Annotated in this window: 21 protein-coding genes and 1 riboswitch; of the genes, 18 read left to right on the plus strand and 3 right to left on the minus strand. The window is 56.7% G+C overall.

Going from position 1 to position 25639, the window contains the following annotated elements; all coding sequences use genetic code 11:
• Positions 1-25 precede the first annotated feature (25 nt).
• From FC75_RS00415 to FC75_RS00435, 5 genes are all read left to right on the plus strand, one after another.
• Positions 26-868: a helix-turn-helix domain-containing protein gene (locus tag FC75_RS00415; RefSeq protein ID WP_056988714.1), complete on the plus strand. Its 843-nt coding sequence runs from the start codon at positions 26-28 to the stop codon at positions 866-868.
• 312 nt (positions 869-1180) lie between these two features.
• Positions 1181-2692, plus strand: coding sequence for a degradosome RNA helicase CshA (gene cshA, locus FC75_RS00420; protein WP_054661963.1), 1512 nt, complete (start codon positions 1181-1183; stop codon positions 2690-2692).
• A 138-nt stretch (positions 2693-2830) separates the two neighbouring features.
• The gene (acpS, locus tag FC75_RS00425) at positions 2831-3190 is read left to right on the plus strand and encodes a holo-ACP synthase (RefSeq protein WP_054661965.1); all 360 of its coding nucleotides are present in this window, start codon (positions 2831-2833) and stop codon (positions 3188-3190) included.
• 2 nt (positions 3191-3192) lie between these two features.
• Entirely contained in the window at positions 3193-4338 is a 1146-nt protein-coding gene (gene alr, locus FC75_RS00430; RefSeq protein WP_056988737.1) for an alanine racemase, read from the plus strand.
• A gap of 345 nt (positions 4339-4683) precedes the next feature.
• The gene (locus FC75_RS00435) at positions 4684-5499 is read left to right on the plus strand and encodes a MetQ/NlpA family ABC transporter substrate-binding protein (protein WP_056988716.1); all 816 of its coding nucleotides are present in this window, start codon (positions 4684-4686) and stop codon (positions 5497-5499) included.
• 60 nt (positions 5500-5559) lie between these two features.
• On the opposite strand, the gene FC75_RS00440 is transcribed toward FC75_RS00435, so the two are convergent.
• Positions 5560-7458 carry a helix-turn-helix domain-containing protein gene (locus tag FC75_RS00440; protein WP_056988718.1) on the minus strand — a complete coding sequence of 633 codons (1899 nt, stop codon included), beginning with the start codon at positions 7456-7458 and terminating at the stop codon, positions 5560-5562.
• Between the two features lie 141 nt (positions 7459-7599).
• A riboswitch (PreQ1 riboswitch) is annotated at positions 7600-7645 on the plus strand.
• Between the two features lie 7 nt (positions 7646-7652).
• Here FC75_RS00440 and FC75_RS00445 point away from each other — a divergent pair.
• Positions 7653-8174 carry a QueT transporter family protein gene (locus FC75_RS00445; RefSeq protein WP_056988720.1) on the plus strand — a complete coding sequence of 174 codons (522 nt, stop codon included), beginning with the start codon at positions 7653-7655 and terminating at the stop codon, positions 8172-8174.
• Positions 8175-8254: 80 nt separating this feature from the next.
• On the opposite strand, the gene cbpA is transcribed toward FC75_RS00445, so the two are convergent.
• Positions 8255-8920, minus strand: a complete 666-nt coding sequence (gene cbpA, locus FC75_RS00450; RefSeq protein WP_056988721.1) for a cyclic di-AMP binding protein CbpA — start codon at positions 8918-8920, stop codon at positions 8255-8257.
• A 135-nt stretch (positions 8921-9055) separates the two neighbouring features.
• Positions 9056-10039, minus strand: a complete 984-nt coding sequence (locus FC75_RS00455; RefSeq protein WP_054661977.1) for an L-lactate dehydrogenase — start codon at positions 10037-10039, stop codon at positions 9056-9058.
• 358 nt (positions 10040-10397) lie between these two features.
• Between FC75_RS00455 and pth the strand changes: the two genes are divergently transcribed.
• From pth to lysS, 12 genes are all read left to right on the plus strand, one after another.
• Positions 10398-10955: an aminoacyl-tRNA hydrolase gene (gene pth, locus FC75_RS00460; protein ID WP_054661980.1), complete on the plus strand. Its 558-nt coding sequence runs from the start codon at positions 10398-10400 to the stop codon at positions 10953-10955.
• Between the two features lie 81 nt (positions 10956-11036).
• Positions 11037-14552 (plus strand): transcription-repair coupling factor, encoded by a 3516-nt coding sequence (gene mfd, locus FC75_RS00465; protein WP_056988723.1) that lies wholly within the window; start codon positions 11037-11039, stop codon positions 14550-14552.
• Positions 14542-16116 carry a putative polysaccharide biosynthesis protein gene (locus FC75_RS00470; protein ID WP_056988725.1) on the plus strand — a complete coding sequence of 525 codons (1575 nt, stop codon included), beginning with the start codon at positions 14542-14544 and terminating at the stop codon, positions 16114-16116. The genes mfd and FC75_RS00470 overlap by 11 nt, the downstream gene beginning before the upstream one ends.
• A 2-nt stretch (positions 16117-16118) precedes the next feature.
• Entirely contained in the window at positions 16119-16382 is a 264-nt protein-coding gene (locus FC75_RS00475) for an RNA-binding S4 domain-containing protein (RefSeq protein ID WP_056988727.1), read from the plus strand.
• Between the two features lie 68 nt (positions 16383-16450).
• Complete coding sequence (locus FC75_RS00480; RefSeq protein ID WP_054661983.1) at positions 16451-16825, plus strand: FtsB family cell division protein; 375 nt, start codon at positions 16451-16453, stop codon at positions 16823-16825.
• Positions 16826-16904: 79 nt separating this feature from the next.
• Positions 16905-17405 carry a S1 domain-containing RNA-binding protein gene (locus FC75_RS00485; RefSeq protein ID WP_054661986.1) on the plus strand — a complete coding sequence of 167 codons (501 nt, stop codon included), beginning with the start codon at positions 16905-16907 and terminating at the stop codon, positions 17403-17405.
• A gap of 131 nt (positions 17406-17536) precedes the next feature.
• The gene (gene tilS, locus FC75_RS00490; RefSeq protein WP_056988729.1) at positions 17537-18862 is read left to right on the plus strand and encodes a tRNA lysidine(34) synthetase TilS; all 1326 of its coding nucleotides are present in this window, start codon (positions 17537-17539) and stop codon (positions 18860-18862) included.
• On the plus strand, positions 18855-19394 hold the full coding sequence (hpt, locus tag FC75_RS00495) for a hypoxanthine phosphoribosyltransferase (protein ID WP_054661995.1): 540 nt from the start codon (positions 18855-18857) through the stop codon (positions 19392-19394). Before tilS ends, hpt begins: the two co-directional genes overlap by 8 nt.
• Before the next feature lie 69 nt (positions 19395-19463).
• Complete coding sequence (ftsH, locus tag FC75_RS00500; RefSeq protein ID WP_056988731.1) at positions 19464-21698, plus strand: ATP-dependent zinc metalloprotease FtsH; 2235 nt, start codon at positions 19464-19466, stop codon at positions 21696-21698.
• 147 nt (positions 21699-21845) lie between these two features.
• Positions 21846-22745: an Hsp33 family molecular chaperone HslO gene (gene hslO, locus FC75_RS00505; RefSeq protein ID WP_054661998.1), complete on the plus strand. Its 900-nt coding sequence runs from the start codon at positions 21846-21848 to the stop codon at positions 22743-22745.
• Positions 22735-23751, plus strand: coding sequence for a tRNA dihydrouridine synthase DusB (dusB, locus tag FC75_RS00510; RefSeq protein ID WP_082397672.1), 1017 nt, complete (start codon positions 22735-22737; stop codon positions 23749-23751). The genes hslO and dusB overlap by 11 nt, the downstream gene beginning before the upstream one ends.
• A gap of 59 nt (positions 23752-23810) precedes the next feature.
• Positions 23811-25295, plus strand: coding sequence for a lysine--tRNA ligase (lysS, locus tag FC75_RS00515; RefSeq protein ID WP_056988733.1), 1485 nt, complete (start codon positions 23811-23813; stop codon positions 25293-25295).
• The last annotated feature ends 344 nt before the right edge of the window (positions 25296-25639 follow it).

The following is a 25639-nucleotide window of genomic DNA, read 5'->3' on the forward strand; positions in this document are numbered from 1 at the left end:
GGCATGACCGCAAGGAGAAAAATCAATGCAAATTTTTGATGCGCACCACATTGGCCAGCAGATTGCTGCCGGCCGTAAGGCGAAGAATATGACTCAGAGTGCTTTGGCTGACCAGCTTGGCGTGTCCTATCAGGCCGTTTCCAACTGGGAGCGTAGCCAGTCGCTGCCGGATATCGATAAGTACGCGCAGCTGGCTGAGGTGCTGGGTTTGAAGCTGGATGACCTGATTGGCGCGGAAGGGGCCCGCACGGTCACCATTGTTGGCGATGATGAGGCGACCGTGGATGCCCGCACCCTGGCCGAGGCGGCACCGGTCATGAAGCCCCAGCAGGTGGAAGAAGAGGCGGCGCGGCTGTCGCCGAACCTGACCACACTGAAGGAAATCGCGCCTTTTTTAAGCAGCGCGACGCTAAAGAACAAGGTCATGGACCAGCTCAATCAGCCCGGATTTGCGGCAATGCTCGTGGACATCGCGCCGTTCATGGCGGCGGCTGACTTGGACGCGGTGATTGCTGCCGGTGTCCCTGAAGACGATGAGCATCTGGAAGAGCTGGTCAAGCTGGCCCCGTTTCGCAAGGCGGCTGCCAATGACCAGCTGGCGCGCCAGATGCTAAAAGCCCGCGGCTCGCTGAGCAGGGTCAAAAAGCTGTTACCGTTTTTGTCCCAAGCGGCCACAGACGACCTGTTCAAGACGCGCGCCCAGGCTGACCTCGCCGCCGATGACCTGACTGCACTGGCCCCGTTTGTTTCTGAGGGGGTGCTGGCGGCGCATGTTCAGCAGCTGAGCCGGCAAGGTGACGGTAAAGGCGCCCGCAAGTTCATGCCGTTTCTATCGGAAGCCACCTTGGTGAACCTACTCGCTAATTAAGCGAACTCACCTGGACGTCGGCGCATGCGCGTGCGCTGGCGTCTTTTTCGATTTTTGTGCAAGTTTCACTGCTGCTTTTTGCAAGTCCGGTATGGGTGAGGCTGAATTTTCATGGGTAAGCGGTGGCCGGAGTGCTCAGTGCCGGCGGACTGCGGCGCCCTTGCGCTTGTGCCAGCCACTGATTCGTGGTAAGCTAGTCCAGATGCTTTTCTGAAAAGGCATTTCAAATACAATGAATTTTACAAATGCAGGGCCCTCACACTTCGCTCTGATTTGTAAACGAGCGAAGCAATCGCTTCAAGGAGGAACTGCTTGAAATTTAACGAATTAGGTTTAGATCACGACATGCTCAAGGCCGTCGAACGCTCAGGGTTTGAAGAGGCAACGCCGATTCAGGCTCAGACCATTCCGCTGGTGCTGCAGGGCAAGGACGTGATTGGCCAGGCTCAAACCGGGACCGGTAAAACGGCCGCGTTTGGCCTGCCACTGATCCAAATGATCGACAAGGATGACCGTTCTGTGCAGACGCTGGTGATTTCCCCAACGCGTGAGCTGGCCGTTCAGACCCAAGAGGAAATTTACCGGCTGGGCACTGACAAGCACATCAAAGTGCAGGCCGTGTACGGTGGGGCCGATATGCGCCGGCAGATCCGCGGCCTGGCGGATCACCCGCAGGTCGTTGTCGGGACTCCCGGCCGCCTGCTGGACCACATCAACCGCCACACGCTGAAGTTGGCCAACCTCAAGCATTTGGTGCTTGACGAAGCCGACGAAATGCTGGACATGGGCTTCATCGACGACATTGAAAAAATCGTTGAGCAGGCACCGGCCGGCCGGCAGACGTTGCTGTTTTCCGCGACGATGCCGGCGCAGATCATGCGCCTGACCAGCAAGTTCATGAACGACCCGATCACCGTCAAGATCAAGTCCAAGGAACTGACTGCGGACACGGTTGATCAGTACTACGTGCGCGCGAAGGACTTTGAAAAGTTTGACGTCATGACGCGCCTGTTCGATGTTCAATCCCCTGAAATGACGTTGATCTTCGGCCGGACGAAGCGCCGCGTTGACGAGCTGACACGCGGGCTCAAGGCTCGCGGCTACAAGGCGGAAGGCATTCACGGCGACCTCAGTCAGCAAAAGCGGATGAGTGTGCTTCGGCAGTTTAAGGCCGGCGAGCTGGACTTTCTGGTCGCCACCGACGTTGCGGCGCGTGGCCTGGACATTTCCGGCGTCACGCATGTCTACAACTACGATATTCCGCAGGATCCGGATTCATACGTGCACCGCATCGGCCGGACCGGGCGGGCCGGGCGTAAAGGCGTGTCGGTCACCTTGGTTACCCCCAACGAGGTCGAATACCTGCGCACCATCGAAGCGCTGACCAAGAAGCGGATGACACCGCTCAAGCCGCCGACTGAAAAAGAAGCCTTCATCGGCCAAGTGTCGACCGGGCTTGAAACCATCAAGGCCCAGCTTGCCGACACCGACGATCTGGAAAAGTACCAGCCGATGGCCGAAGGGTTGCTCGAGGAGTACACGCCGCTTGACCTGGTGTCCGCATACATCAAGGCCGTCAGCCCTGACGATGCCAGTGCCGTGCCGGTCAAGATCACCCCTGAACGGCCGCTGCCACATCACGGGCATGCCAGCCACAGTGGTGGTTATCGGGGCAAGGGTGGCCATTCCGGCTACCGCGGTAACAACAACCACAACGGCGGGCGCAACAGCTCGCGGGGCAAGCGTGATTTTGATAAGTCGCACCGCTATGCCGAAAAGCGTTCTGAGCGTCAAGGCGCCAAGCGCACCTTCCGCAGTAAATAAGTCTTTTCAACGAGCCCGGGCCTAGTGCCTGGGCTTTTTGCGTGCGCAGTTTCATCTCAACGTGACCAAGTTTCAGCCGGCGGTGGGGGACAAGCACTGATTGCTAGCTTATAATCAAACCAGAAAGGGTGTGGCGGAATGATACATGGGATCGGCATCGATCTGACTGAGCTCGCACGGATCAAGCAGGCTCAAGCGCGTAATTCAGACTTTGCCAACAAGGTGCTGACCGATGCGGAGCTGGCGGTATACCAGCAGTACAGCGGTCGGCGGGCAATCGAGTACTTGGCCGGGCGCTTTTCAGTGAAGGAGGCTTACGCCAAAGCATACGGGACTGGCATCGGAGCCGTCGCCTTGCACGCCGTAGAAACGCTGGATGATCCGGCCGGCAAGCCGGTGTTGACGAAGCACCCGTATCCAGGAAGAGCGCTGGTGTCCATTTCCCACACCGCGAGTTTAGTGATGACTGAAGTAATTCTTGAGGAGGCCGCACAATGAGTATGGTTACGGCAAAACTGCGCCCCAGCCAGGTGCTGATCAATGAAACGGCGATCGCCCACAATGTCCAACACGCCATTGCCGGCTTGCCACAGGGCACTGAACTGTTCGCGGTGGTCAAGGCCGACGCTTACGGGCACGGCTTGCTGCGGGTGGCTCGCATCGCGCAGGCGGCTGGTGCGACGGGCTTTTGCGTTGCCATCCTCGACGAAGCCCTCGCGCTGCGCCGTGCCGGCTTTACGCTGCCGATCCTGGTGCTCGGCATCATCGAGCCGGAGTACGCGCCAATCGCCGCGGCCAATCACATCGTCGTGCCGGTGGGCAGCAGTGAGTGGCTGACCCAGGCGCTGCCAGGCTTGACGAGTGGCCGCGAGCTGCCGCCCCTGCATGTTCACCTCGCGCTGGACACCGGCATGGGTCGCATCGGGTTTCGCCAGGTGACGGCGCTGAATGAGGCGATAGCGGTCATTCGGGCGCACGCGGCGCAGGTCAAAGTCACCGGACTGTTTACTCATTTTTCAACGGCGGATGATCCGGATCCTGCGTACTTCAAGATGCAGGTGACCCGTTTCCACGAATTTCTGGATGCCCTGCCTGAGCGGCCGCGCTACGTTCACGTGGCCAATTCGGCGACCAGCCTGTGGCACGCGGCGTGCGATGGAAATTTGGTGCGCTTCGGCGTGGCCATGTACGGGCTGAACCCCTCGGGGCGCGCGATCGACGCGACCCCATATCCGCTGGAGCCGGCCCTGACTTTGACTTCGACGCTGAGTTTCGTCAAGCAAATCGAAGCGGGCGAGGCGGTGTCTTACGGCGCAACTTACCACGCTGCCAAGCCGGAATGGATCGGCACAGTGCCGCTGGGTTACGCCGATGGCTGGCAGCGGCGCCTGCAGGGCTTCCACGTGCTGGTGAACGGGACTGAATGTGAGATCGTGGGCCGCGTCTGCATGGACCAGTTTATGATTCGGTTGCCCGGCAAGGTGAAGACGGGCACCCCGGTCGTCTTGATCGGGCGCAGCGGGGATCAAGAAATCACGCTACAGGACGTGGCGGATTACGCGCACACGATTCACTACGAAATTGCCTGCGGCCTAACCGAGCGGCTTCCGCGCGTGTCGGTGGCGCCCTTTCCCGCCCAGGCGTAAAAACCTGCGTTCAATAATGATGGATGAGTGAGATTGACATTAGAAAATGGTGTGTTATTCTAAGACACATAAATTAATAGTTGAAACGCAATCGTGTGAGTAACGGCGTTTGGCCTGAACAGAAAACCCGGTGTGATGGAAGCGGGGCAGGCCGACTTCGAGAATATGGCACGAGCTTTGGGCCGCTGGATGTTCACGAAGGCGGCTGGTCGGCACCCATTTTCGTGCTTCCAGTTGATTGACTGGCGAGGATCGTGTATGCGATCGAATTAGAATGGTACCGTGGGTCCGCTCACTTCTAACAGGAAGAGGGCGGATTTTTTGCGTTTCACAAGGAGGAAAAGGATGAAAATCAGTAAATGGTTCGGGGTATTCCTGGCGGCAGCGGCGGTGTTGACGCTTTCGGCCTGCGGCAACAGTGCGCAAAAGGAAACAACGGTCAAGCTGGGCATTGTCGGCTCGGATAAAGGCGGGGTCTGGAAGACGGTGGCCGGGAATCTCAAAAAACAGGGCATCGACTTGAAAATTGTCCAGTTTTCCGATTATAATCAGCCCAACATTGCGCTGCGCGATGGTGACTTGGACCTGAACGCCACCCAACAGCGGTCGTTTCTAGCCACTTGGGATAAGGATCATAAGAGTACCCTGACACCGATCGGCGACACCGTGATCGCGCCGCTGGCGGTGTACTCAAAGAAGCTGACCAGTTTAAAGCAGCTGAAGAAAGGCGCCAGCGTGGCGATCCCGAACGACTCGACCGACGAGACCCGGTCTTTGGAACTGCTGGCGGACGCCAAGCTGATCACATTGGACAATAAGGCGCTGCCGACCCTTCACGACATTAAAAGCAACAAGCTGGGGCTGAAGATCAAGGAACTGGATCCGAATCTGATCCCGACGTCGCTGCCGGACGTTGACATTGCAATCATCAACTCCGGAATCGCCGCTGACGCACGGCTTAATCCAGACCAGGCGCTGTATCGAGCAAAGATCACCCAAGCCAGCAAGCCGTGGATCAACGTGGTGGCGGCCCGCAAAGGCGATATTCACAACAAGACTTACCAGAAGGTGGTCAAAGCCTACCAGCAGCCGCAAATCGGCAAGTTGATCAAGAAGGTCAATCATGACACGGTCCTGCCCGCCTGGAACCTGAAGCTTTAGGCAACAAAACACGCCAGTCGCATTGATGTGAACAATGCGGCTGGCGTGTTTGCGTTTCAGTTAGCGTGCGCCGGCGAGCAGCGCCTGGATGTTATTGAGGGCATCCGTGGCGATCTGCATGGCGTCCGGATCAATGCGGAATGGCGGCAGTGATTCGTCTGTGTAGTGCAACAGGGCAGCGGTGCGGGCAAGAATGTCGTACCAGTTCTGGAACGGCATCTTGTTGATGGCGCCTGCCACTGAGCTAGGCGCGATCTGAAGCAGCTGGTTGACCACTAGCTTGGCCTGCGCGAACGTGTCCTCAGGCACATCAGGAATGTCTGCGGCCTTTTCCGCGAGATGCGTCATGCGGTCTGCGGCGTTGAGCAGCGGATTCTTGAACGGTTGCGGCGCCTCGTCCTGGGTTGCGCCATCGTCAAGCAGGTACTTTTGCAGGCCCACCATGGCGAAGAGCTGCAGCTGGTCGCCGAGTTGGGTACCGATTGCTGGCAACTTATGGATGCCGGTGCTTTTGATTTGGTCAGGGCCAAAAATCATGGCCGCGTGTGACACAAAGTCTGAGTACTGAACCCCGATGGTTTGCTTCGAATCCGTGGTGCGGAACATGAAGATCACGTCCCGGCCGGTTTGGGCCTTAACGTACGCGTGAAGCATGCGGGCAGCCATGGCCAGTTGGTCATCAGTGATCTCACTGCGCTGATCCATGGCGACGCGGACCTTGGTCGGTTTGGTCGGCAGTGCGGCCAAAATGCGAATCAAGGCCGCGACATACGGGTACAGGATGCCAAAGCTGAGCGAGAAGTTGCCTGTGTCAGAAAGCGGTGAGTACACCGCGTAAGTGGCGGCGCGGTCGGTGTTGGCGTGCCGCAGCATGGATTCCAGCTGCTCGCGGGCTTTGCCCCGGGCCTTGACCTCATCGCCTGGCTGCCAGCCGAACGGGTAAAGGGTCTGCATAAATGGCTGCAGGGCTTGCTCATCGTCCGGATCCACAACGGTGGCCCCAATCGACATGTTGCGCTGATAGTCCGAACCGCCGCCGAAGGACTCATCTATGTAAATCAAAATGGTGTTGTCTTGGCGAGCAGGCCGATTGTCAGTGTGCTCTGTTGCCTGGGTGTCAGCTGATTTAGTAGGCGCGGTGGTCGGCTTGGTTGCCGGCGCGCTGTTGGCAGTGCTGGTACTTGGTGCAGTGGTTGGCGCCACATGCGAGGCGGTAGCTGCCGTTTCCTGCTTTTGCGCGGCGACAGTGGACTGCTGGCGCGGCTGTTCAACCCGTGTTTTTTGGCGTTGGGTGGCCCGGCCTTGCGCGGTTTGAGCACTGGTCCGGTGCGCCTCACCTTCGGCCTGCTCGGCTTTACGAGAACGGCGACTAGGCCGGTTCTTCTTTTCATCGGGCTGCTGATTCTTTTGGGCGTTGTTTTGCGCCTGCTTGCCCGCTGCGGGCTTAGCCTGATGCTGCTGAGCCTTGGCCTTTGGCTGTTCTTGCCCGCGCTTAGGCTGGTTCGCCTTAACAGCTTGCACTGGTTCTTTTTCCGCCTGCTGCCGGCGACCGCGGCGCCGGGGCTGAGAAGACGCCTGAGTTTCGGCTTTTGGTTCCTGTTTTGGTTTCGCGCCCTGGTTCGGGTTCTGCTTTGGTTCGTTTCGATTTTGCGGTTTGGCTTCTGCTTTTTGCTCTGTCTGAGGTGCCTGCTTGGCTGCCGAAACTGTTTTCTTCGGGGCCGCTGATTTGGCTTCTTCCTCGGCAGAGTCAAAGATGGTGAAGCTGTTCTTAGCTTGTTGGACCGGGTGCTCTTCGATGAAGCGGTTAATCTTAAACGTGATCGGCCGGCTCATCGGGGTATCTTTCAGCACTTTGCGCATGCTGGAAGCTGAGATCCCGATCTGCTTTGCCGCCTGGGTCAGACTCAGATGTTCTTGAGTCATGATTTGTTTCAGCCGGTAAGCTGTTGCTTCTGTCATCGTATGCCTGCTTTCTTTGAGATGTTTGTGGTGGTTTCCACCACTCTCTTTCAGTGTACGGCATAATATGGTTAATGACCAATCACTTTTCAGAAAAAAGGTGAATTCGGTGGACAGCACGCCGCATTCATGGGAAACTGGGGAGTCGTGGTTCGCAATCCATCCCACGTAAAAAAACTAGGAGGTCTCATTTTATGCAAAATCATACAGGGACGCGGACGCTGGTCATCAACGCGTTGGTGGCCGCACTCTACGTCGTGCTGTCGGTCGTGCCTGGCGTGTTCAACCTTGCCAGCGGGGCGATCCAGTTCCGCATTTCGGAAGCGTTGAACCACTTGGTCGCCTTCAATCGCAAGTATCTGTTCGGCGTCGTCGTTGGGGTCGTGATCTACAACGCACTGTTTTCGCCGATGGGCTGGCTGGACGTGCTGTTTGGTGGGGGCCAGAGCTTGATTGGATTGGGCCTGGTCGCCACGCTGGGCCAAAAGCTGCCCAAGGTTTGGCAACGTCAGCTTCTAGCGGTTTGTTCAATGAGCCTGACGATGTTCCTGATCTGGATCGAAATTGTCTGGACCGGGCACATGGCCTGGTTCGGCGGCGCGTCGATGCTGACCCTAGGCGAGCTGGTGTTATCCGAGTTGGTCATTATGGTCATTTCGTGGCCGGTCATGTACCTGATCAACAAGGCCGTGCACTTCTCCAACCGCGTTCAATAGCGCAATCATCCAAAAACCAAAAGACACGCCGCCAACCCCAGCATGACTGAGATTGGCGGCGTGTTTGCGTCCTTTTTAAATCATAGCTCCTCATCGACCCGAAGGGGTTGGCCGCTTTGCAGGTCGTCGATTTCCGCGACCCGAAAGCCCTTGCGCTCGAGCTTGGCCACGCAGGTGTTCAGCGTGGCCTCATCAATGCCCGCGGGCAGGGTGAACAGGGTGCGGCGCACGATTTCTTCCTGCTTGGCGTCCAGCGTCAGGCAACCGGAAATTGAGACATACTTGGCAAGAATCTTGCTCATTGCCGCCAGGTCGCCGCGCTGCCCAGAAGACATCACGGTCAGTACGTAAGAACCAACGTCAATGTTCCAGGATTCGGACAGCATTGCCAGCAGGCGGGAGTGGGTGAGAATCCCGTAAAAGTTGGCGTTTTCGTCGAGCACCGCGATGTAAGGCAGGTCCTTAATGTTGAAGAAGACCTTGAAGAACGGCGCGTCCACGGGAATGGTCTTGGTCGCGTTTTTCAGCAGGTAGGTCACCGGCAGGGACATGTCACCGCCTTGGGACTTATGGCGGTAGATGTGCATTTTATAGATGTTGCCGCGGAAAATCTGCCCGCTTTCATCGAGAATCGGGACGCAGCGAAAACCCGAGTCCTCTAGCGTGGCCAGGGCTTCTTCCAAAGTATCTGTTTCCTTAACTGTCGTCAGATCCGCTTTTTTTTGAACCAGTGACTTGATCAACATACTTATTCCTCCAAGTTCCCCGTTTTGGATCGCATTCTCATTGCTTTATCATACCACAGGTGACCAGATACAGCTGAAACGGCAGCAAAAAAGCGCCACCCGCAGGCGGCGCTTTCCTTTGAATGCTGGTCGGAATTACTGACGAGTCTCGATGTCGTTCTTAGCGAACGCGTCGTCGATGATCTTCTTCAGCTGGGCAGCACTCTTGTTCATGGATTCTTGTTCGTGGTCGGTCAAAGGAATTTCAAGAATGCTTGAGATCCCATTAGCGTTGATCACGGCAGGCGAACCGATGAAGATGTCGTGCTGACCGTACTGGCCGTCCATGTAAACGGACAGTGGCAGAACGGCGTTTTCATCGTCCAGGATGGCCTGAGAGATGCGGGCCAGGGCAGTGGCGATACCATAGAAGGTCGCGCCTTTCAGCTCGATGATCTTGTAAGCGGCGTCGCGGACATCGGTGAACATGTCAACCAGTTTGCTCTCATCGATTTCAGGGTGAGCCTTGACCCATTCAGAAATCTTGATGCCACCGATGTTGGCGTGGCTCCATACAGGGAATTCGGTGTCACCGTGTTCACCCATGATGTAAGCGTGGACCGAACGGGCGTCAACGCCGACCATCTCAGCGATGGACTGACGGAAGCGTGCGGTATCCAAGGAAGTCCCTGAACCGATAACGCGGTTCTTCGGGAAGCCGGAAAGCTTCCAGGTCGCGTAGGTCAGGATGTCAACAGGGTTAGCAGCAACCAGGAAGATCCCGTTGAAGCCACTGTCGACGATTGGGTCAACGATGGACTTCAAAATCTTCAGGTTCTTGTTAACCAGGTCAAGGCGAGTTTCGCCTGGCTTTTGTGGTGCGCCGGCGGTGATAACAACAAGGTCAGCGTCTTTTGCGTCGCTGTACTCAGCAGAGTAAATGTTCTTCGGCTGAGTGTATGGCAGCGCGTTGCTCAAGTCGATCGCGTCACCCTTTGTCTTGTTCTTAACAACATCAACGATCCCAATTTCTTGGGCAATGCCCTGCAATACCATTGCATAGGCGTAACTAGAACCAACGGCACCGTCACCAACAAGAATTACTTTTTGGTGATCTTTTTTTGCGTTTGCCACGGTGATATCATCCTTTCATGTGTGCAGTGTGCAATTCACTTTGAAGTATACCACACTCGCTCATTGATGCACGGATTTCCAGAAAATTAATCGTCCCTTAATGGAACGCTTAAAAACTGGGATAATGGCTGTATACCGCGTTCTCGTGAAACAATTCACCAGGCGGCAGGTTGGGCTTTTAGCCGGGAATGCAGAAAATTCGGGATTTGAAATGAAGCGTTTTCATCACGAACCGGACTTTCATCTCTAGCCTGGTGCACCGGAGCCGACTTGCCGGCTCTGGTATAATGAGTACAGACAGCGGGCCTGGCAAGCGGAGCTCCCGCTTTTTTGCGTATCACAGCTGGGCTGAGGAGGCAATTTTTTGAAAATGATCGTGGGCCTGGGTAATCCAGGCAGTCAGTATGCAAAAACCAAGCATAACATCGGGTTTATGGCCGTGGACGCGTTAGCCAAGCGCTATGACGCCGCCATCGCTAAGCAGGAATTTAACGCGTTGACAGGCACGGCCTGGGTCGCTGGGGAAAAGGTGTTGCTCGTCAAACCGCAGACTTTCATGAACGATTCCGGGCGTGCGGTCGGCCAGCTCAAGGCGTTTTATCAGTTCCAGCAAGACGAGATTCTGATCATCCAGGATGACATGGACATGGCCATGGGCCGGCTGCGCCTGCGGCAGAAGGGCTCGGCCGGAGGGCACAATGGCATTAAGTCGATCATCAACGTGCTCGGTACGCAGGACTTTTACCGGGCGAAAATCGGCATTCAGCACCCGCAAAAACAAAAAGTGGTGGACTGGGTGCTGACGCCATTTTCGCCGACTGACCAGGTCGAAATCTTGAACGGTTTGGACAAGCTTCAGCTCGCGGCCGATGACTGGATCCACGGGCTGGCGTTTTCTGCGCTGATGAATAAATATAATTAAGCATTAAACTGGGCACCAAGGCGCAGGTTAGCCGCCGAGCCGTGCGATACTCACAGCAAAGTGTTTTAGATAGGAGATAACATGGATCTCATCGGGATGATGATGCAGACACCAGAGCTGGCCGCGCTGTGGCCGGGCCTGGATGCCGGAAGACACCTGGTCACAGGTCTGGACGGATCAGCCAAGACGTTATTTCTGGCGGCTGCGCTAAAGAAAACTCAGCGGCAGCTGCTGGTGGTCGAAAATGATCGGTACCACGCAGATGAGCTCACGGCAGACCTGACTGGGCTGCTGGGAGCTGATTTGGTGTGGCCTTTTCCGGTGGAAGACGTGCTGGCGGCGGAAGTTGCCGTCAGTTCGAAGGACACCGTCAACGACCGGATCAATACGCTGAACTGGCTTCAGACCGGCCAGCTTGGCATTGTGGTCACCAGCCTGGCCGGCCTGAAGCGGCAGCTCGTGCCCCAGACGACCTGGCAGCAGGCCAGTCTGACACTCAGCATGGATTCTGAAATTGATCCGGGCACACTGGCTGGTCAACTCGTCGCGATGGGTTATCGGCGCGACGACTTGGTCGCAGCGCCTGGTGAATTTGCCATCCGTGGCGGGATCATCGACATTTATCCGTTGAATCAGGATGACCCGGTGCGGATCGAGTTGTTTGATACCGCGGTGGATTCCCTGCGGCGCTTTGACATGGCCACGCAGCGCAGCATTGAGAACCTGGAGGCAGTGACGATCGCACCGGCGACGGATCTGGTCGCCTCGACCGAAACGTTGAAAGCTGCCGGTGCCAGACTCACGGCCGCTGGCACCAAAGCCAAGGCCAAGGCCAAGACGAAAGAGGCGAAGCAGGCGTTAACGGATGAACTGCTCAGCGTGGCCGATCAGATGAGCCGCGGAGAGCGGCCTGATTCGCTGGCGCTTTACATGCCGGCACTATATCCTGAGTCGGCCCAGATCAGCAGTTACCTGACGAAACAGGCGGTGGTCGTGTATGACGATTACACAAAACTGGCAGACGCCGATGTCTCGCTGCTGCAGGAAACCACTGACTGGTACGCCAGCCTGCAGGAAGGCGGTAAGCTGGCGGAAGCACAACCGAGCCTCACCTTGCAGGAACTGGACCGCACCGAGCGGCGGCCGCACCTTTACCTGAGCCTGTTTCAAAAAGGCATGGGTAATATTCGGCTCAAGTCGTTGACCAACATCGCGACGCGCAACGTCCAGCAGTTTTTCTCGCAGATGCCGCTGCTGAAAACTGAGGCGGACCGCTGGCGGAAACAAAAGCAAACCGTGGTGTACTTAGTGGGCGAGAAGGCCCGGCGGGATAAGCTGAGCGAAACGCTGCGTGATTTTGACATCGACGCGGTGATTTCCGAACCCAGCGCGCTGCTGCCAGGGGTGCAGCAGGTGGTCGCGGGGACGCTGGCCAATGGGTTCGAACTGCCGACTGCGCACTTGGTGGTAGTCACCGAACACGAGCTGTTTAACGCCAAAGTCAAGCGGCGTGCTCGGCATCAAACCTTGGCGAATGCGGAACGGCTGCGGTCATACACGGATCTGCACCCCGGCGATTACGTGGTCCATGTGAACCACGGGATCGGTGAGTACGTGGGCATGCAAACGCTCGAAGTGGACGGGGTCCATCAGGACTACATCACCATCCTGTACCAAAAAGGGGACAAGCTGTTCATTCCGGTCAGCCAGCTGCACTTGGTGCAAAAGTATGTGGCGGCGGATGGCAAGCGGCCCCGCATCAACAAACTTGGCGGCAGCGAGTGGCAGAAGACGAAGCGAAAAGTCGCGGCTAAGATCGAGGACATTGCCGACGACCTGATCAAACTCTACGCCGCGCGCGAAGCCGAGCCAGGGTATGCCTTTCCACCTGATGACGATCTGCAGCGCGAATTTGAGGCTGAGTTCCCGTATCCCGAGACTGACGATCAGCTGAGATCGGCCAAGGAAATTAAGCAGGACATGGAGAAGTCACGGCCGATGGATCGGCTGTTGGTCGGTGATGTTGGTTTTGGCAAGACTGAAGTGGCGCTGCGGGCGGCGTTTAAAGCGGTTGAGGCCGGCAAGCAGGTCGCCTTTTTGGTGCCCACGACCATATTGGCTCAGCAGCACTACGACACGATGATCGACCGCTTCGCTGATTTTCCGGTCGAGGTGGGGATGCTCTCACGCTTTCGCACGCCAGCGCAGGCCAAACAGACACTGGCCGATTTGGCGTCCGGGAAACTGGATATTGTGGTCGGGACTCACCGGCTGCTGTCCAAGGATGTGCACTACCACGACTTGGGGCTGCTGATTATCGATGAGGAGCAGCGCTTCGGTGTGAAGCACAAGGAAAAGCTCAAGGCGATGAAGGCCAATGTGGACGTGCTGACCCTGACGGCCACGCCGATCCCGCGGACACTGAACATGTCGATGCTGGGGGTGCGTGATCTGTCGGTGATCGAAACGCCGCCGACCAACCGTTACCCGATCCAGACGTTTGTGATGGAGCAAAACGGGGGCGTTATCAAGTCGGCGATCGAGCGCGAGCTGGAGCGCGGGGGCCAAGTCTTTTACCTGCACAACAAGGTGGCAGACATTGAACGCACGGTGGCTGAGGTCGAGGCGCTGGTCCCTGACGCGACCGTGACCTATGCGCATGGCCAGATGACCGAGACCCAACTGGAAAATGTGATTTACGATTTTGTCCACGGGGATTATGACGTACTCGTCACGACCACCATCATTGAAACTGGGGTGGACATGCCGAATGTCAACACGCTGATCATTGAGGATGCCGACCATTACGGCCTGGCGCAGCTTTACCAGCTGCGCGGCCGGATCGGCCGCTCCAGCCGCGTGGCGTACGCGTACTTCATGTACCGGCAGAATCGGGTGTTATCCGAGGAGGCCGAAAAGCGGCTGAGCGCCATTAAGGACTTCACCGCGCTGGGCTCTGGGTTTAAGATCGCCATGCGCGACTTGTCAATCCGCGGGGCGGGCAACTTGCTGGGCAGCCAGCAGCACGGCTTCATCGATGCAGTCGGCTACGATCTGTACACGCAGATGCTTCAAGACGCCGTCGCCGTCAAGCAAGGCAAGCAGCACCAGGTCAAACTTGACGCGGAGGTCAGTTTGGACATTGAGGCTTACCTGCCAGACAGTTACGTTGCCGATCCCGCCCAGAAGATCGAACTGTACAAGCGCGTGCGCGAATCTGAAAGCGCCGCGCAGGAACAGGAACTGCAAGCCGATTTGATCGACCGGTTTGGCGATTACCCCGAGCCGGTCGCCAACTTGCTGGCAGTGGCGCATTTGAAGCGGTTTGCGGATGCCGCTCAGGTCGAAAAAATCACCCGCGACGAGCGGCAAATCATGGTGCAACTCAGTGCCAAGGCCGCCAGTGCGGTCCAAGGCGAGAAGCTATTTGCCGCGCTGGCCAAGACCAAGCTCAAAGCCCGCGTGACTGCAGACGGGCCGCTGATTGTGACCTTACTGCTGCCCAAGGGGATGGCGACCGCCGACTGGCTCACCGAGCTGACTGCCTTTGTCCAGGCACTGGCCAAGCAGCAACAGGAGGTGGCCGATGGCAAGTAAACGCATGTCCAAGGTGATGCGTGGGGCTTGGATCCTCAGTCTTGGCGGGCTGATTGCCAAGATCCTCAGCGCGGTTTACCGCGTGCCATTTCAAAACATGGTCGGCGATACTGGCTTTTACGCCTATCAGCAGATTTATCCGCTGTACGGCATTGGGATGACCTTTGCGTTGTCTGGCTTTCCGGTGTACATCTCAAAGCAGGTGGCGCAAGCACGTGACCCATTGGCGCAAGCGGCGGTGGCACACCGGGCGTTGGTGCTGATGGCCTGGATCGGGTTTGCGATGTTTGCGGTTTTGGAACTGGGGGCGGACCTGATTGCGCGCGCGATGGCGGATGCCGGTTTGGCGCCCATCGTGCGTTCGGTCGGCTTGATGTTTCTGACCATGCCGGTGCTGTCGGCAGCCCGGGGGTACTTTCAGGGCACGTTTGACATGACCAAAACGGCGATCAGCCAAGTCGTCGAACAGTTGCTGCGCGTAGGCGTGATCTTGCTGGCCGCGGGGGTGGCCGTGCAGCACGCCTGGGGGCCATACAAAATGGCGGCCTGGGCGATGACCGGAGCCTTTATTGGTGGTCTGGGCGCGACACTGGTCATTTTACCGGCTTACCTCAAGGCCAGCCGCGGTTTCCCACACGCAGCCACGCCGCTGAGCGAGTATGGTCATTTGTTTGACCGGTTCGTGAAGGAAGGCGGCTCAATCGCGCTTTTTTCCGCGCTGCTGATCTTGCTTCAACTCGTGGATTCCTTCACGGTCACGCGCGGGCTGATCGCGCGGGGCATGGCCCCGGCTGCGGCGCGGGCTCTGAAGGGGGTGTACGACCGCGGCCAGCCGCTGGTGCAGCTGGGGTTGGTCGTCGCCACTTCACTTTCGACGACCTTACTCCCCAGTCTGAGTCGCTCGGTGGCGCGTGGGCACTGGACGGCGTTTAAGCAAACCGCGCGGCAGCTGATCCGCTTTAACCTGGGGCTTTCTTTGGCCGCTGCGGCAGGCCTGATCGCCCTGATGCCAAGCGTCAACCGGTTGTTGTTTGGCGATACGGTGCTGACCGGCACGCTGCGCGTTTACACCTTATGCATCGTGCTGGTGGCGCTGATCAACGCTTATAACGCTGTGCTGCAAAGTCTGAATCGCTTTCGTTATACCAGCTATGGGCTGCTGGCGGGACTGGTCGTCAAGATGATCGCCAATCCGCTGCTGACGGTGCGGTATGGCGCGGTTGGTGCTGCGGCGGCCACGGTGCTTGCCTTGGCGGTGATCGTGGTGCTGCTCTACATTCAACTACCACGGAGTTTGCAAGGGGCCGATCCGCGCGGGTTTAACGCGCGGCTCATGCTAGTGGTGGGCCCAATGAGTGTGGTTGTTCACCTGGTGGCCGTTCACATGCAGCCTCAAAATCGGGTGGAAACGCTTTGGGTGTTTGTGGTGGCAGTGCCACTAGGCGTCTTATTGTTTGTGGTCCTAGGGGCGATTTTTCGCCTTTACACCGTGCGGGAAGTCCTCGCGATTCCGTACGGGCGCAAGTTCATGAAGTGGTGGCAGCATCGCTTCCGGAAGGAATAGTTATGCGATTAGATAAATTTTTGAAGGTTTCGCGCATCATCAAACGCCGCACGGTGGCTAAAGAAATCGCCGACAAAGGGCGGATCTCGATCAACGGCCGCGTGGCCAAATCGAGCAGCGACGTGGCCATCGGTGACACGCTGGTAATCGTTTTTGGCAACAAGACCCTGACGGTCAAGGTTGCGGCCTTAAACGAGCTCACCAAGAAAGAGCAGGCCGGGGAAATGTACACGGTCGTGGATGAAAGCTACAAAGAAAGTTATTAAACTGTAACGCACTGCGTGACGGGGCTTTGTTATACTAGATCTATCAGCATGATTAAGGTGGGTTCTTGATGGCTTCTAATATTCGACAGTTGCGGCCAACGCAAACAGTTAAACAGCCGGTGCACACGAGCCGGTCTCTGCGTGTTCATAAACGCCGACTGGTGACGTTTGCCGCGGCTTTAGTGATGATCTGTGGGGTGGGCGGCTACCAGCTGGTGTCGACCAACAATGCCATCAAGACGCAGTCGACGGCAGTGGCGTCGGCCAAAGCCGATTTAGCGCAGGCCAAGGCGCAGAAGCAATCATTGAAGGTCAAAATCGACCAGTTGAACAATGAACAGTATCTGGGCAAATTGGTCCGCGAACGTTATCTCATGTCTAAACCGGGGGAAGTTGTTTTCTCCCTGCCATCCGTCCAAACCGACACGCAGAACTCGAATTAACCGCGAGCTCGTCTGTTGCGTGGCGGTTTTTGCGTGGTATACTTAGAGTCACAAATCATTCAGGAGGACATCTTTTTATATGGCGATTGAAGTTGGCGAGAAGTTAACAGGTAAGGTCACAGGGATCACGAATTTCGGGGCGTTTGTCGACCTGGGTTCCGGGACGACCGGCCTGGTGCACATCAGCGAGATCTCTGACGCTTACGTCAAAGATATTCACGATGTGCTGAGCGTTGGGGATGAAGTCACCGTTAAGGTCATGACCATCAAGGACGGTAAGATCGGCCTTTCGATTAGAAAAGCGGTCGATAAGCCGGCAGGGGAACACGCTCAAAGCAGCCACGGTGGTCACTTCAATCATGCGCCGCACGCCGAAAGTCACGGGGAGCGCAATTTCAACGGGCCGCGACCGCACAGCAACGGCGGCGGTCGCGGCTTTGGTCACGCTGGCAAGGATGCGCCCAAAGATGACTTTGATTCGATGATGTCCGGATTTCTCAAAGAAAGTGAGTCACGGCTGAGCGACCTGCGGCACAACACCGAGGGTAAGCGCGGCGGCCGTGGCGGCCGGCGGAGTTAAGCCGATGCCGAGGGCTGTCCTCGGCACTTTTTTTACCGGTGATGTGACACACTGTCAGAAATCAGCCTTTAGTATGACGAAGCCGCAAGCTCCGTGTGCTAGGCTGGTCAACATGCGGAAAGGAGCTAGCCATGCGCTCAGCTGAGCAGTTGATTGCACCATTTCATTTGCCCGTGGGTCAGCGAGTCGTGCTGGCGGTGTCCGGTGGGGTCGATTCAACTGTGTTGATGAACCTGCTGAGCGTTCTGCATCCGCACCGGTTGCAGCTGACGGTGGCCACGTTTGATCACCGGCTGCGCCCGACCAGCGCGGCAGAGCAGGCTCAGGTCGTCCAGGCCGCTGAAGCACTGAAGCTGCCGGTCAAAACCGGGGCGTGGGCGGTGGCAGATCACCCCGCGCACGGGCTGGAGGCAGCGGCCCGCAAGGCGCGATACGCGTTCTTGCGCCAAGTTGCCAAGGCGGTCGGGGCAAGCGTTCTGATGACGGCGCACCACGCCGACGATCAGCTGGAAACGCTCCTTTTCCGACTGGCCAGAAGCGGTTCAGTGACCGGCATGACCGGCATTGCGCCGATGCGCCGCTGGGGTGATTTGCTGGTGGTTCGGCCGCTGCTCACGGTCCCTAAAGCGGCCCTGGTTGCCTACGCGGCCGAAGCTAAGTTGGCGTACTGCCAGGACGACAGCAATCTTGACGTGCACTACGCGCGCAACCGGTTGCGGCGAGATGCAGTGCCTGCGATGAAGGCGGTCAACGCAGGGGTCTTGCAGCATGCAGGGCGCTTTAGCCGCGACCTCGAAGCCACAATGCTGCTCGCTCAGCGGCAGGTCAACGAGATGCTCCCGCCCAATGCGGCCGCGCCGCTTGACTGGCATCGCTACGCTGACGAACCTGAGGCGATTCAACAGTTATTGTTGACCAGTGCTTTGACGCGCTGGCACGTGCAAGTCAAACCGCCGGTGCAGGCGGCCTTGCTGGGAGCACTGGCCGCTGGTCGCGGCACCAAGCAGTTTGATGTGGCCGGTGGGCGGAAGGTGGTCGCTGCATACGGTCAGCTCAGCGTGAGGGGGGCAGACGCGCACCCTGGTGCCGTCACGCTGAAAGACTTAAACCGGTGGTATTCAGTTGGGCGGTGTCAGTTCGGGGTGTTTACCCACTTGCCGGCCGGCGCCCGAAAGCTCGCGGCAGTGCCTGTCGCACCGGTCCTCCTGCGCACCCGGCGGCCACACGATGAGGTCCAATTGGCAAATGGTCAGCATCAGCTGCTGCGGCGATTTTTTATCAATCAAAAAATTCCGCAACCGGCGCGCAGTCTCAGACTGGTCGCCGCGGCCGGTAATCAGGTCTTCTGGGTCGAAGGAATTGCGCCACGTCAATTGTTTGCTGGTTCTCAAACTGATATACTGCAAACAGTATTGGCAATGAAATCAGACACAAAGGATGAGGCAGCGCATGAATGACGACATACTGAAGGTGCTTTACTCAAAACAGGATATCGATGCGATCATCAAACGGCTTGCTGGCGAGATCTCTCGGGATTACGCGGGCAAGAATCCGCTGGTCGTCTGCATCTTAAAAGGGGCGATTATGTTTATGACCGACCTGGTCCGTGAGCTAGATGAATACGTTGAGCTGGATTTCATGGACGTTTCCAGTTATGGGAACGCGACTGAGAGCTCTGGCGAGGTCAAGGTCATCAAGGATTTGGATACCAGCGTGGCCGGCCGCGACGTACTGATCGTCGAAGACATTGTTGATACTGGCAGGACCTTGTCTTACCTGATCAAAATCTTTAAGACTCGCGATGCCAAGTCCATTAAGGTTTGCACCCTGATGGACAAACCCGACCGCCGCATTAAGACGGTCAAGGCGGATTACGTGGGGACGAAGGTGCCTAACGAATTCGTCGTCGGTTACGGCCTGGATTACGCTGAGCGTTATCGTAACCTGCCGTACATCGGTGTGCTGAAACCGGCAATCTATGAGAACTGAGTGTCAGCATAGCTTGGGTGTATCATGTTACTATAAATATATTATCCACTACGTTGCTGGAGGTTATGCATGAAGAAAAAACAAAATGGGCTATTTGGCAGCACGCTGACCTATGTGGTTCTTTTTGTCGTGCTGGTCACCGTGTTTGCATGGTACCTGCGCGGCAATAGTGGCAGCACGACCCAGGAGCTGAGCTCTAGTCAGTTCATCTCTGAGCTGCAGAAGGACAAAATCAAGTCCTTCTCGATCCAGCCAAGTGGCGGCGTCTACAAAGTCACAGGGGAATACAAGAACGCGAAGAAGGTCACAAACGACCAGACTGGTCTCGGGCTGATGGGGGCAACCTCAAGCACGACCTCTCACTTCTCATCTTATGTTCCGACGAACAACACCTATATGCAGACGATCACCAAGGCAGCCGATAAAAATGACGTTGCCATTAGCACGCAGGAGGAAAGCTCCTCCAGCGTTTGGGTGACACTGCTGATCACAGTACTGCCGCTGGTTATTTTCATGGTGTTCTTCTACATGATGATGAACCAGTCTGGTCAAGGCGGCGGCAACGGTCGAGTGATGAACTTCGGCAAGTCCAAAGCCAAGCCGGCGGATAAGAAGGCCAATAAGGTCCGCTTCTCCGATGTTGCCGGTGAGGAAGAAGAAAAGCAGGAACTGGTCGAGGTCGTTGAGTTCCTGAAGGATCCCCACAAGTTCTCTAAGTTAGGTGCCCGCATCCCAGCCGGGGTGCTGTTGGAGGGCCCTCCGGGTACTGGTAAAACCTTGCTGGCCAAGGCGGTTGCCGGTGAAGCCGGCGTGCCGTTCTTCTCAATTTCCGGGTCTGACTTCGTTGAAATGTTTGTCGGGGTCGGGGCTTCTCGTGTGCGTGACCTGTTCGATCAGGCCAAGAAGAGCGCACCGTCGATCATCTTTATCGATGAAATTGATGCGGTCGGTCGTCAGCGTGGTGCCGGCATGGGCGGCGGCCACGATGAACGTGAACAGACCTTGAACCAGTTGCTGGTTGAAATGGACGGGTTTACAGGCAACGAAGGTGTCATTGTCATCGCGGCGACTAACCGTTCCGATGTGCTTGATCCAGCGCTGCTGCGGCCAGGCCGGTTTGACCGGAAAATTCTGGTTGGGCAGCCTGACGTTAAGGGCCGTGAAGCGATCCTCAAAGTTCACGCGAAGAATAAGCCTTTGGCCGACGATGTTGACCTGGCTGAGTTGGCACGGCAAACCCCTGGGTTTGTTGGGGCCGATCTTGAAAACGTGCTGAACGAAGCGGCCTTGGTTGCCGCTCGCCGGAGCAAAGACAAGATCGATGCCAGCGATATTGATGAAGCGGAAGACCGCGTCATCGCCGGGCCGGCCAAGAAAAACAAGGTCATTGCGCCAAAGGACCGGGAAATCACGGCTTACCACGAAGCGGGTCACGCTTTGATCGGGTTAGTTCTTTCTGATTCGCGGGTCGTGCGTAAGGTTACCATCATTCCTCGCGGCCGGGCTGGCGGTTACGCCATCACCCTGCCGAAGGAAGATCAGTACATGCTGACTAAGAAGGACCTGAACGAGCAGATCATCGGATTGATGGGTGGCCGGGCTGCTGAAGAGATCATCTTTGGCATTAAAGCCACTGGCGCCTCCAATGACTTTGAGCAGGCCACTCAGCTTGCAAGGAGCATGGTCACAACCTATGGGATGTCCGATCGTCTGGGGCCTGTGACCCTTGAACGTGAAGGTGGCCAGCCGTTCGTCGGCGCTCAGTACGGTCAGTCTGCACCTTACTCGCAGCAGACCGCGACCGCCATTGATGATGAAGTTCGGCGGATCCTTGAGGAAGACCACCAGCGGGCTCACGACATTATCGAGAGCCACCGCGAGCAGCATAAGCTCATCGCCGATGCCTTGCTGAAGTACGAAACTTTGGACGAAAAGCAGATCCTGTCCCTGTTTAAGGACGGCAAGATGCCTGAAGACCAAAGCGAATTCCCGAGTGAAAAAGCGGAGGCGGCAACCTTTGAGGAAGCCAAGAAAGCTTTGGAACAAAAGGACAAGGCAAAGCAGCAGGCAGGCAGTTCCGCCGCTGATACAGACGGCTCGGCTGCCAGCACGGCTGAATCGGCCGCCAGTGCCTCTGAAACTGCTGACAGCGTCGCCGGTAGTGCCAGTGCCGCTGAAAATAACGATGCCAGCGAGTCAACAGCCTCGTCTGCACCTGCCTCAGAAAGCACCAGCCAAGCCTCTGACTCTGAAAGTGCGCAAAGTGATGCGTCGGCTTCACCCGATGACCATCCAGAAGATTAAGCAAAGCTTAGAGCGGTCGCTTCGATTAGCGGCCGTTTTTTGCTGCCTGCCAGCGCGTTGGACTGAAGGACCGCTTTCTGAAAAAGTGGCAGGGCTGCGGGTTTTCTGGTATGATACTTTCGTTTAGTTAGCCAAGGAGATGCCAAAATGTCTGATCAATTGATCACTGCCGTATCCAAAGATGGGGCCTTCCGTGTATTTGCGGTGGACGCCACACACACGATTGCTGAAGCCCAGCGGCGCCATGACACCTGGAGTGCGGCGAGTGCCGCTTTGGGGCGCACCATGGTCGCGACGCTGCTGCTTTCAGCGGCCGGACTGAAGGGGGCAGACGATCTGCTGACCGTTCGCCTGAAGGGGGATGGGCCGGTCAGCTTCATCGTCGTCGACGGCACCAGCCACGGGACCGTGCGCGGGTACATTGAGCAGCCGCACGTGACGCTTCCGCTGAATCTGGTGGGTAAAATCGATGTGGCGCGCGCAGTCGGCAGTCGAGGTCTGCTGGCGGTCACCAAGGACTTAGGCTTTGGTCAGCCGTTTACCGGTCAGGTACCGTTAGTTTCCGGCGAGTTAGGCGAGGACTTCGCATACTATCTCACGCAATCCGAGCAGATTCCGTCGGCGGTTGGGCTGTCGGTGTTTGTGAACGCCGATAACACGATTCAGGTTGCAGGCGGGTTTATGATTCAAGCCCTGCCCGACGCGAGCCAAGAGGAGATCACGGCGGTTGAAACGGCGGTGAAGACGCTGCCGCTAACGTCTGAAATGCTGCGCCAGGGCATGACGCCGGCAGAAATTGCGACGCGGGCGATGGGCGATGTGGCCATTGACGTGGTCGCGACCAAACCGGTCAGCTTCAAATGTAACTGCAGCAAGGCGCATTTTGGTGACATCATGAAGTCCCTTCGCCGCGATGAGTTGACGGCAATGATCCAGGAAGACCATGGCGCCGAGGCCGTATGCAAGTTTTGCGGGCGCAAGTACGAGTATTCTGAAACCGAGTTAACGGCATTTTTACAAGAAAAGGATGAAGATAATGGCAACTGATTCACTGAGCTGGAAGATTGGCGACGTCACGATTCCTAATCGCGTTGTGGTGGCCCCCATGGCGGGCATCACGAACGCGGCATTTCGCGTGACGGCCAAAGAGTTTGGCGCCGGGCTGGTCGTGTGCGAGATGATTTCGGACCGGGGGATCATGTACCACAACAAAAAAACGTTGAGTATGCTATTTGTTGATCCGCGTGAGCATCCAATCTCGATTCAGATTTTTGGTGGCAATAAAGAAAATTTGGTGAACGCGGCTAAGTTTATCGACCAAAATACTGAGGCCGACATTATCGACATCAACATGGGCTGCCCGGTGCCCAAGGTCACCAAAACAGATTCTGGGGCCCACTGGCTGCTGGATCCGAACAAAATTTACGAAATGGTCGCGGCCGTCGTTGACGCGGTGCACAAGCCGGTGACGGTCAAGATGCGCACCGGTTGGGATGATGATCATATTTACGCGGTGGAAAATGCTTTGGCCGCTGAACGTGCCGGCGCATCGGCACTGGCCATGCATGGGCGCACGCGTGAACAGCTATACCGCGGCCATGCGGACTGGAACATCCTCAAGGAAGTGAAGCACCAGCTGCACATTCCGTTCATGGGCAATGGTGACGTGCGCTCGCCGCAGGACGCCAAGCGAATGCTAGACGAAGTGGGGGCGGATGCGGTCATGATCGGCCGGGCCGCGCTTGGTAACCCTTGGATGCTGCGCGGCGTGGAGACTTATCTTCGCACTGGTGAGTTGATTCCTGAACCGACGCCGCGCGAAAAGATCGAGACCGCCAAGTTGCAGCTTCACCGCCTGGTGGAGCTCAAAGGCGAGCACCTGGCTGTGCGAGAGTTCCGCAGTCAGGCCGCATACTACCTGAAGGGCATTCCGCGTGCAGCCCGGACCAAGGCCGCGGCAATGAGCGTGGAGACTGAGCAGGAAGTGGACGATATTTTTGACCGCTTTGTCGAAGAGACTGAAGCCCGCGAAAAAGCGCAAGCAGCCGGCTAGCCGGTTGCTTTTTTACTGTGACATTGGCAAAATGGCTAAGGACACGACAGGAGGAAAACATGGCTAAAGATACAGAAATGAACGATCAGATGTTAGCACGGCGGCAAAAGATGGACGCGTTGCGCGAAAACGGGATCGACCCGTTCGGTCATCGGTTCGACCGGAGCCATTTGGCCAAGCAGCTTCACGATCAGTACGATGCCACTGACAAGGATGATCTGGCCGCTAAGCCCGTTGAGGTGACAATCGCGGGCCGGATGATGGCCAAGCGCGGCAAGGGCAAGGTCGGGTTTGCGGATCTGCGCGACCGCTCGGGCCGGATTCAGATTTATGTGCGTAAGGACGTCGTCGGCGATGACAATTATCAGATTTTCAAGAAGTCTGACTTAGGCGACTTTCTCGGCATCGCAGGGGACATGATGAAAACTGACGCCGGTGAGCTGACCGTGCGGGCGACGCATGTGACCTTTCTCAGCAAAGCGCTGCGGCCACTGCCTGACAAGTACCACGGGTTGACCAATGTGGAACAGATCTATCGCCAGCGTTACCTGGACCTGATTGCCAATCCTGACAGTTACGACCGCTTCGTTAAGCGGTCGCACATTGTCAGCGCCGTGCGCGAGTACCTCGATCATAACGATTTTCTGGAAGTCGAAACGCCGGTTTTGCACACTTCTGCGGGTGGTGCTTCGGCGCGGCCGTTCATCACGCACCACAACGCCTTGGACATTGATTTGTATCTGCGCATCGCGTTGGAGCTGCACTTGAAGCGCCTGATCGTCGGGGGGATGGAGCGCGTTTATGAAATTGGACGAGTCTTCCGCAACGAAGGGCTGGATACCAAGCACAACCCGGAGTTCACCGAGTTGGAGACGTATGCCGCGTATTGGGATCTCTCCGATGTCATGGAGGAAACCGAGGGCCTGTTCCGGTTCGTTGCCAATAAGGTGCTGGGTTCCGGCAAATTCGTTTACCAGGGCCAGGACGTTGACTTGGACGCGCCGTTTGCCCGCAAGCACATGGTTGACGCCATCAAAGATGTTACTGGCGTCGATTTCTGGCAACCGATGAGTACGGAAGAGGCACGAAAGTTGGCTGACGAGAAGGGCGTTCACTACGAGCCTTTCTGGAAGACCGGACACATCATCAATGCGTTCTTCGAACAGTTCGTGGAGCCGACGCTGCAGCAGCCAACGTTTATTTACGGTCACCCGATCGAAATCTCGCCGCTGGCCAAGAAGAGCCAGAAAGACCCTCGCTTTGTGGATCGTTTCGAGTTGTTCATTCACGGCAATGAGTACGGCAATGCCTTTACCGAACTCAACGACCCGATCGATCAGCGGGCGCGGTTTGAAGCTCAGGCGGCTGAGAAGGCGTCTGGTAACGATGAGGCGCAGCCGATCGATGAGGACTACATCGAGGCGCTTGAGTACGGGATGCCGCCAACTGGTGGACTGGGGATCGGCATTGATCGATTAGTGATGCTGTTGACCGATGCGGCATCGATCCGCGATGTTCTTTTGTTCCCAACAATGCGTCCATAAGGGTAAAAGCCACTGCTTGCAGCGGCTTTTTTCTTTTGGAGCGGGAATGATTAACTCCGGATAAAAGTGGCGTTCACAGAGTGAAATAGTGCTAAAACTCTAACAATGAATAATCTCCAGTCCGATGATGTTCGGGATTGTGAAAAAGATTCGAAATTTGTTGACGGTCTGCGGCCTGGCTGATATGATAAATAGCGTCGTTGAGGCAATCATCGTGGTTGCCATGCGCTGACAATTGAATGATTTAGTTGACAGCTATTGAGCAATCTGATATGATTTCAGAGTTGCCTTTTGGACAAGGTAGTCCTTTGAAAACTGAACAAAGTTTCGTAAATGTGATAGGG

It is taken from the genome of Lacticaseibacillus camelliae DSM 22697 = JCM 13995, assembly GCF_001436615.1.
In the GTDB taxonomy this organism is placed as follows: Bacteria; Bacillota; Bacilli; order Lactobacillales; family Lactobacillaceae; genus Lacticaseibacillus; species Lacticaseibacillus camelliae.

Coding starts and splice junctions, on each gene's coding strand:
- FC75_RS00415 (WP_056988714.1), top strand. CDS start 26: ATGCAAATTTTTGATGCGCACCACATTGGCCAGCAGATTGCTGCCGGC.
- acpS (WP_054661965.1), top strand. CDS start 2,831: ATGATACATGGGATCGGCATCGATCTGACTGAGCTCGCACGGATCAAG.
- alr (WP_056988737.1), top strand. CDS start 3,193: ATGGTTACGGCAAAACTGCGCCCCAGCCAGGTGCTGATCAATGAAACG.
- FC75_RS00435 (WP_056988716.1), top strand. CDS start 4,684: ATGAAAATCAGTAAATGGTTCGGGGTATTCCTGGCGGCAGCGGCGGTG.
- FC75_RS00440 (WP_056988718.1), bottom strand. CDS start 7,458: ATGACAGAAGCAACAGCTTACCGGCTGAAACAAATCATGACTCAAGAA.
- FC75_RS00445 (WP_056988720.1), top strand. CDS start 7,653: ATGCAAAATCATACAGGGACGCGGACGCTGGTCATCAACGCGTTGGTG.
- cbpA (WP_056988721.1), bottom strand. CDS start 8,920: ATGTTGATCAAGTCACTGGTTCAAAAAAAAGCGGATCTGACGACAGTT.
- mfd (WP_056988723.1), top strand. CDS start 11,037: ATGGATCTCATCGGGATGATGATGCAGACACCAGAGCTGGCCGCGCTG.
- FC75_RS00470 (WP_056988725.1), top strand. CDS start 14,542: ATGGCAAGTAAACGCATGTCCAAGGTGATGCGTGGGGCTTGGATCCTC.
- FC75_RS00475 (WP_056988727.1), top strand. CDS start 16,119: ATGCGATTAGATAAATTTTTGAAGGTTTCGCGCATCATCAAACGCCGC.
- FC75_RS00480 (WP_054661983.1), top strand. CDS start 16,451: ATGGCTTCTAATATTCGACAGTTGCGGCCAACGCAAACAGTTAAACAG.
- FC75_RS00485 (WP_054661986.1), top strand. CDS start 16,905: ATGGCGATTGAAGTTGGCGAGAAGTTAACAGGTAAGGTCACAGGGATC.
- tilS (WP_056988729.1), top strand. CDS start 17,537: ATGCGCTCAGCTGAGCAGTTGATTGCACCATTTCATTTGCCCGTGGGT.
- hpt (WP_054661995.1), top strand. CDS start 18,855: ATGAATGACGACATACTGAAGGTGCTTTACTCAAAACAGGATATCGAT.
- ftsH (WP_056988731.1), top strand. CDS start 19,464: ATGAAGAAAAAACAAAATGGGCTATTTGGCAGCACGCTGACCTATGTG.
- hslO (WP_054661998.1), top strand. CDS start 21,846: ATGTCTGATCAATTGATCACTGCCGTATCCAAAGATGGGGCCTTCCGT.
- dusB (WP_082397672.1), top strand. CDS start 22,735: ATGGCAACTGATTCACTGAGCTGGAAGATTGGCGACGTCACGATTCCT.
- lysS (WP_056988733.1), top strand. CDS start 23,811: ATGGCTAAAGATACAGAAATGAACGATCAGATGTTAGCACGGCGGCAA.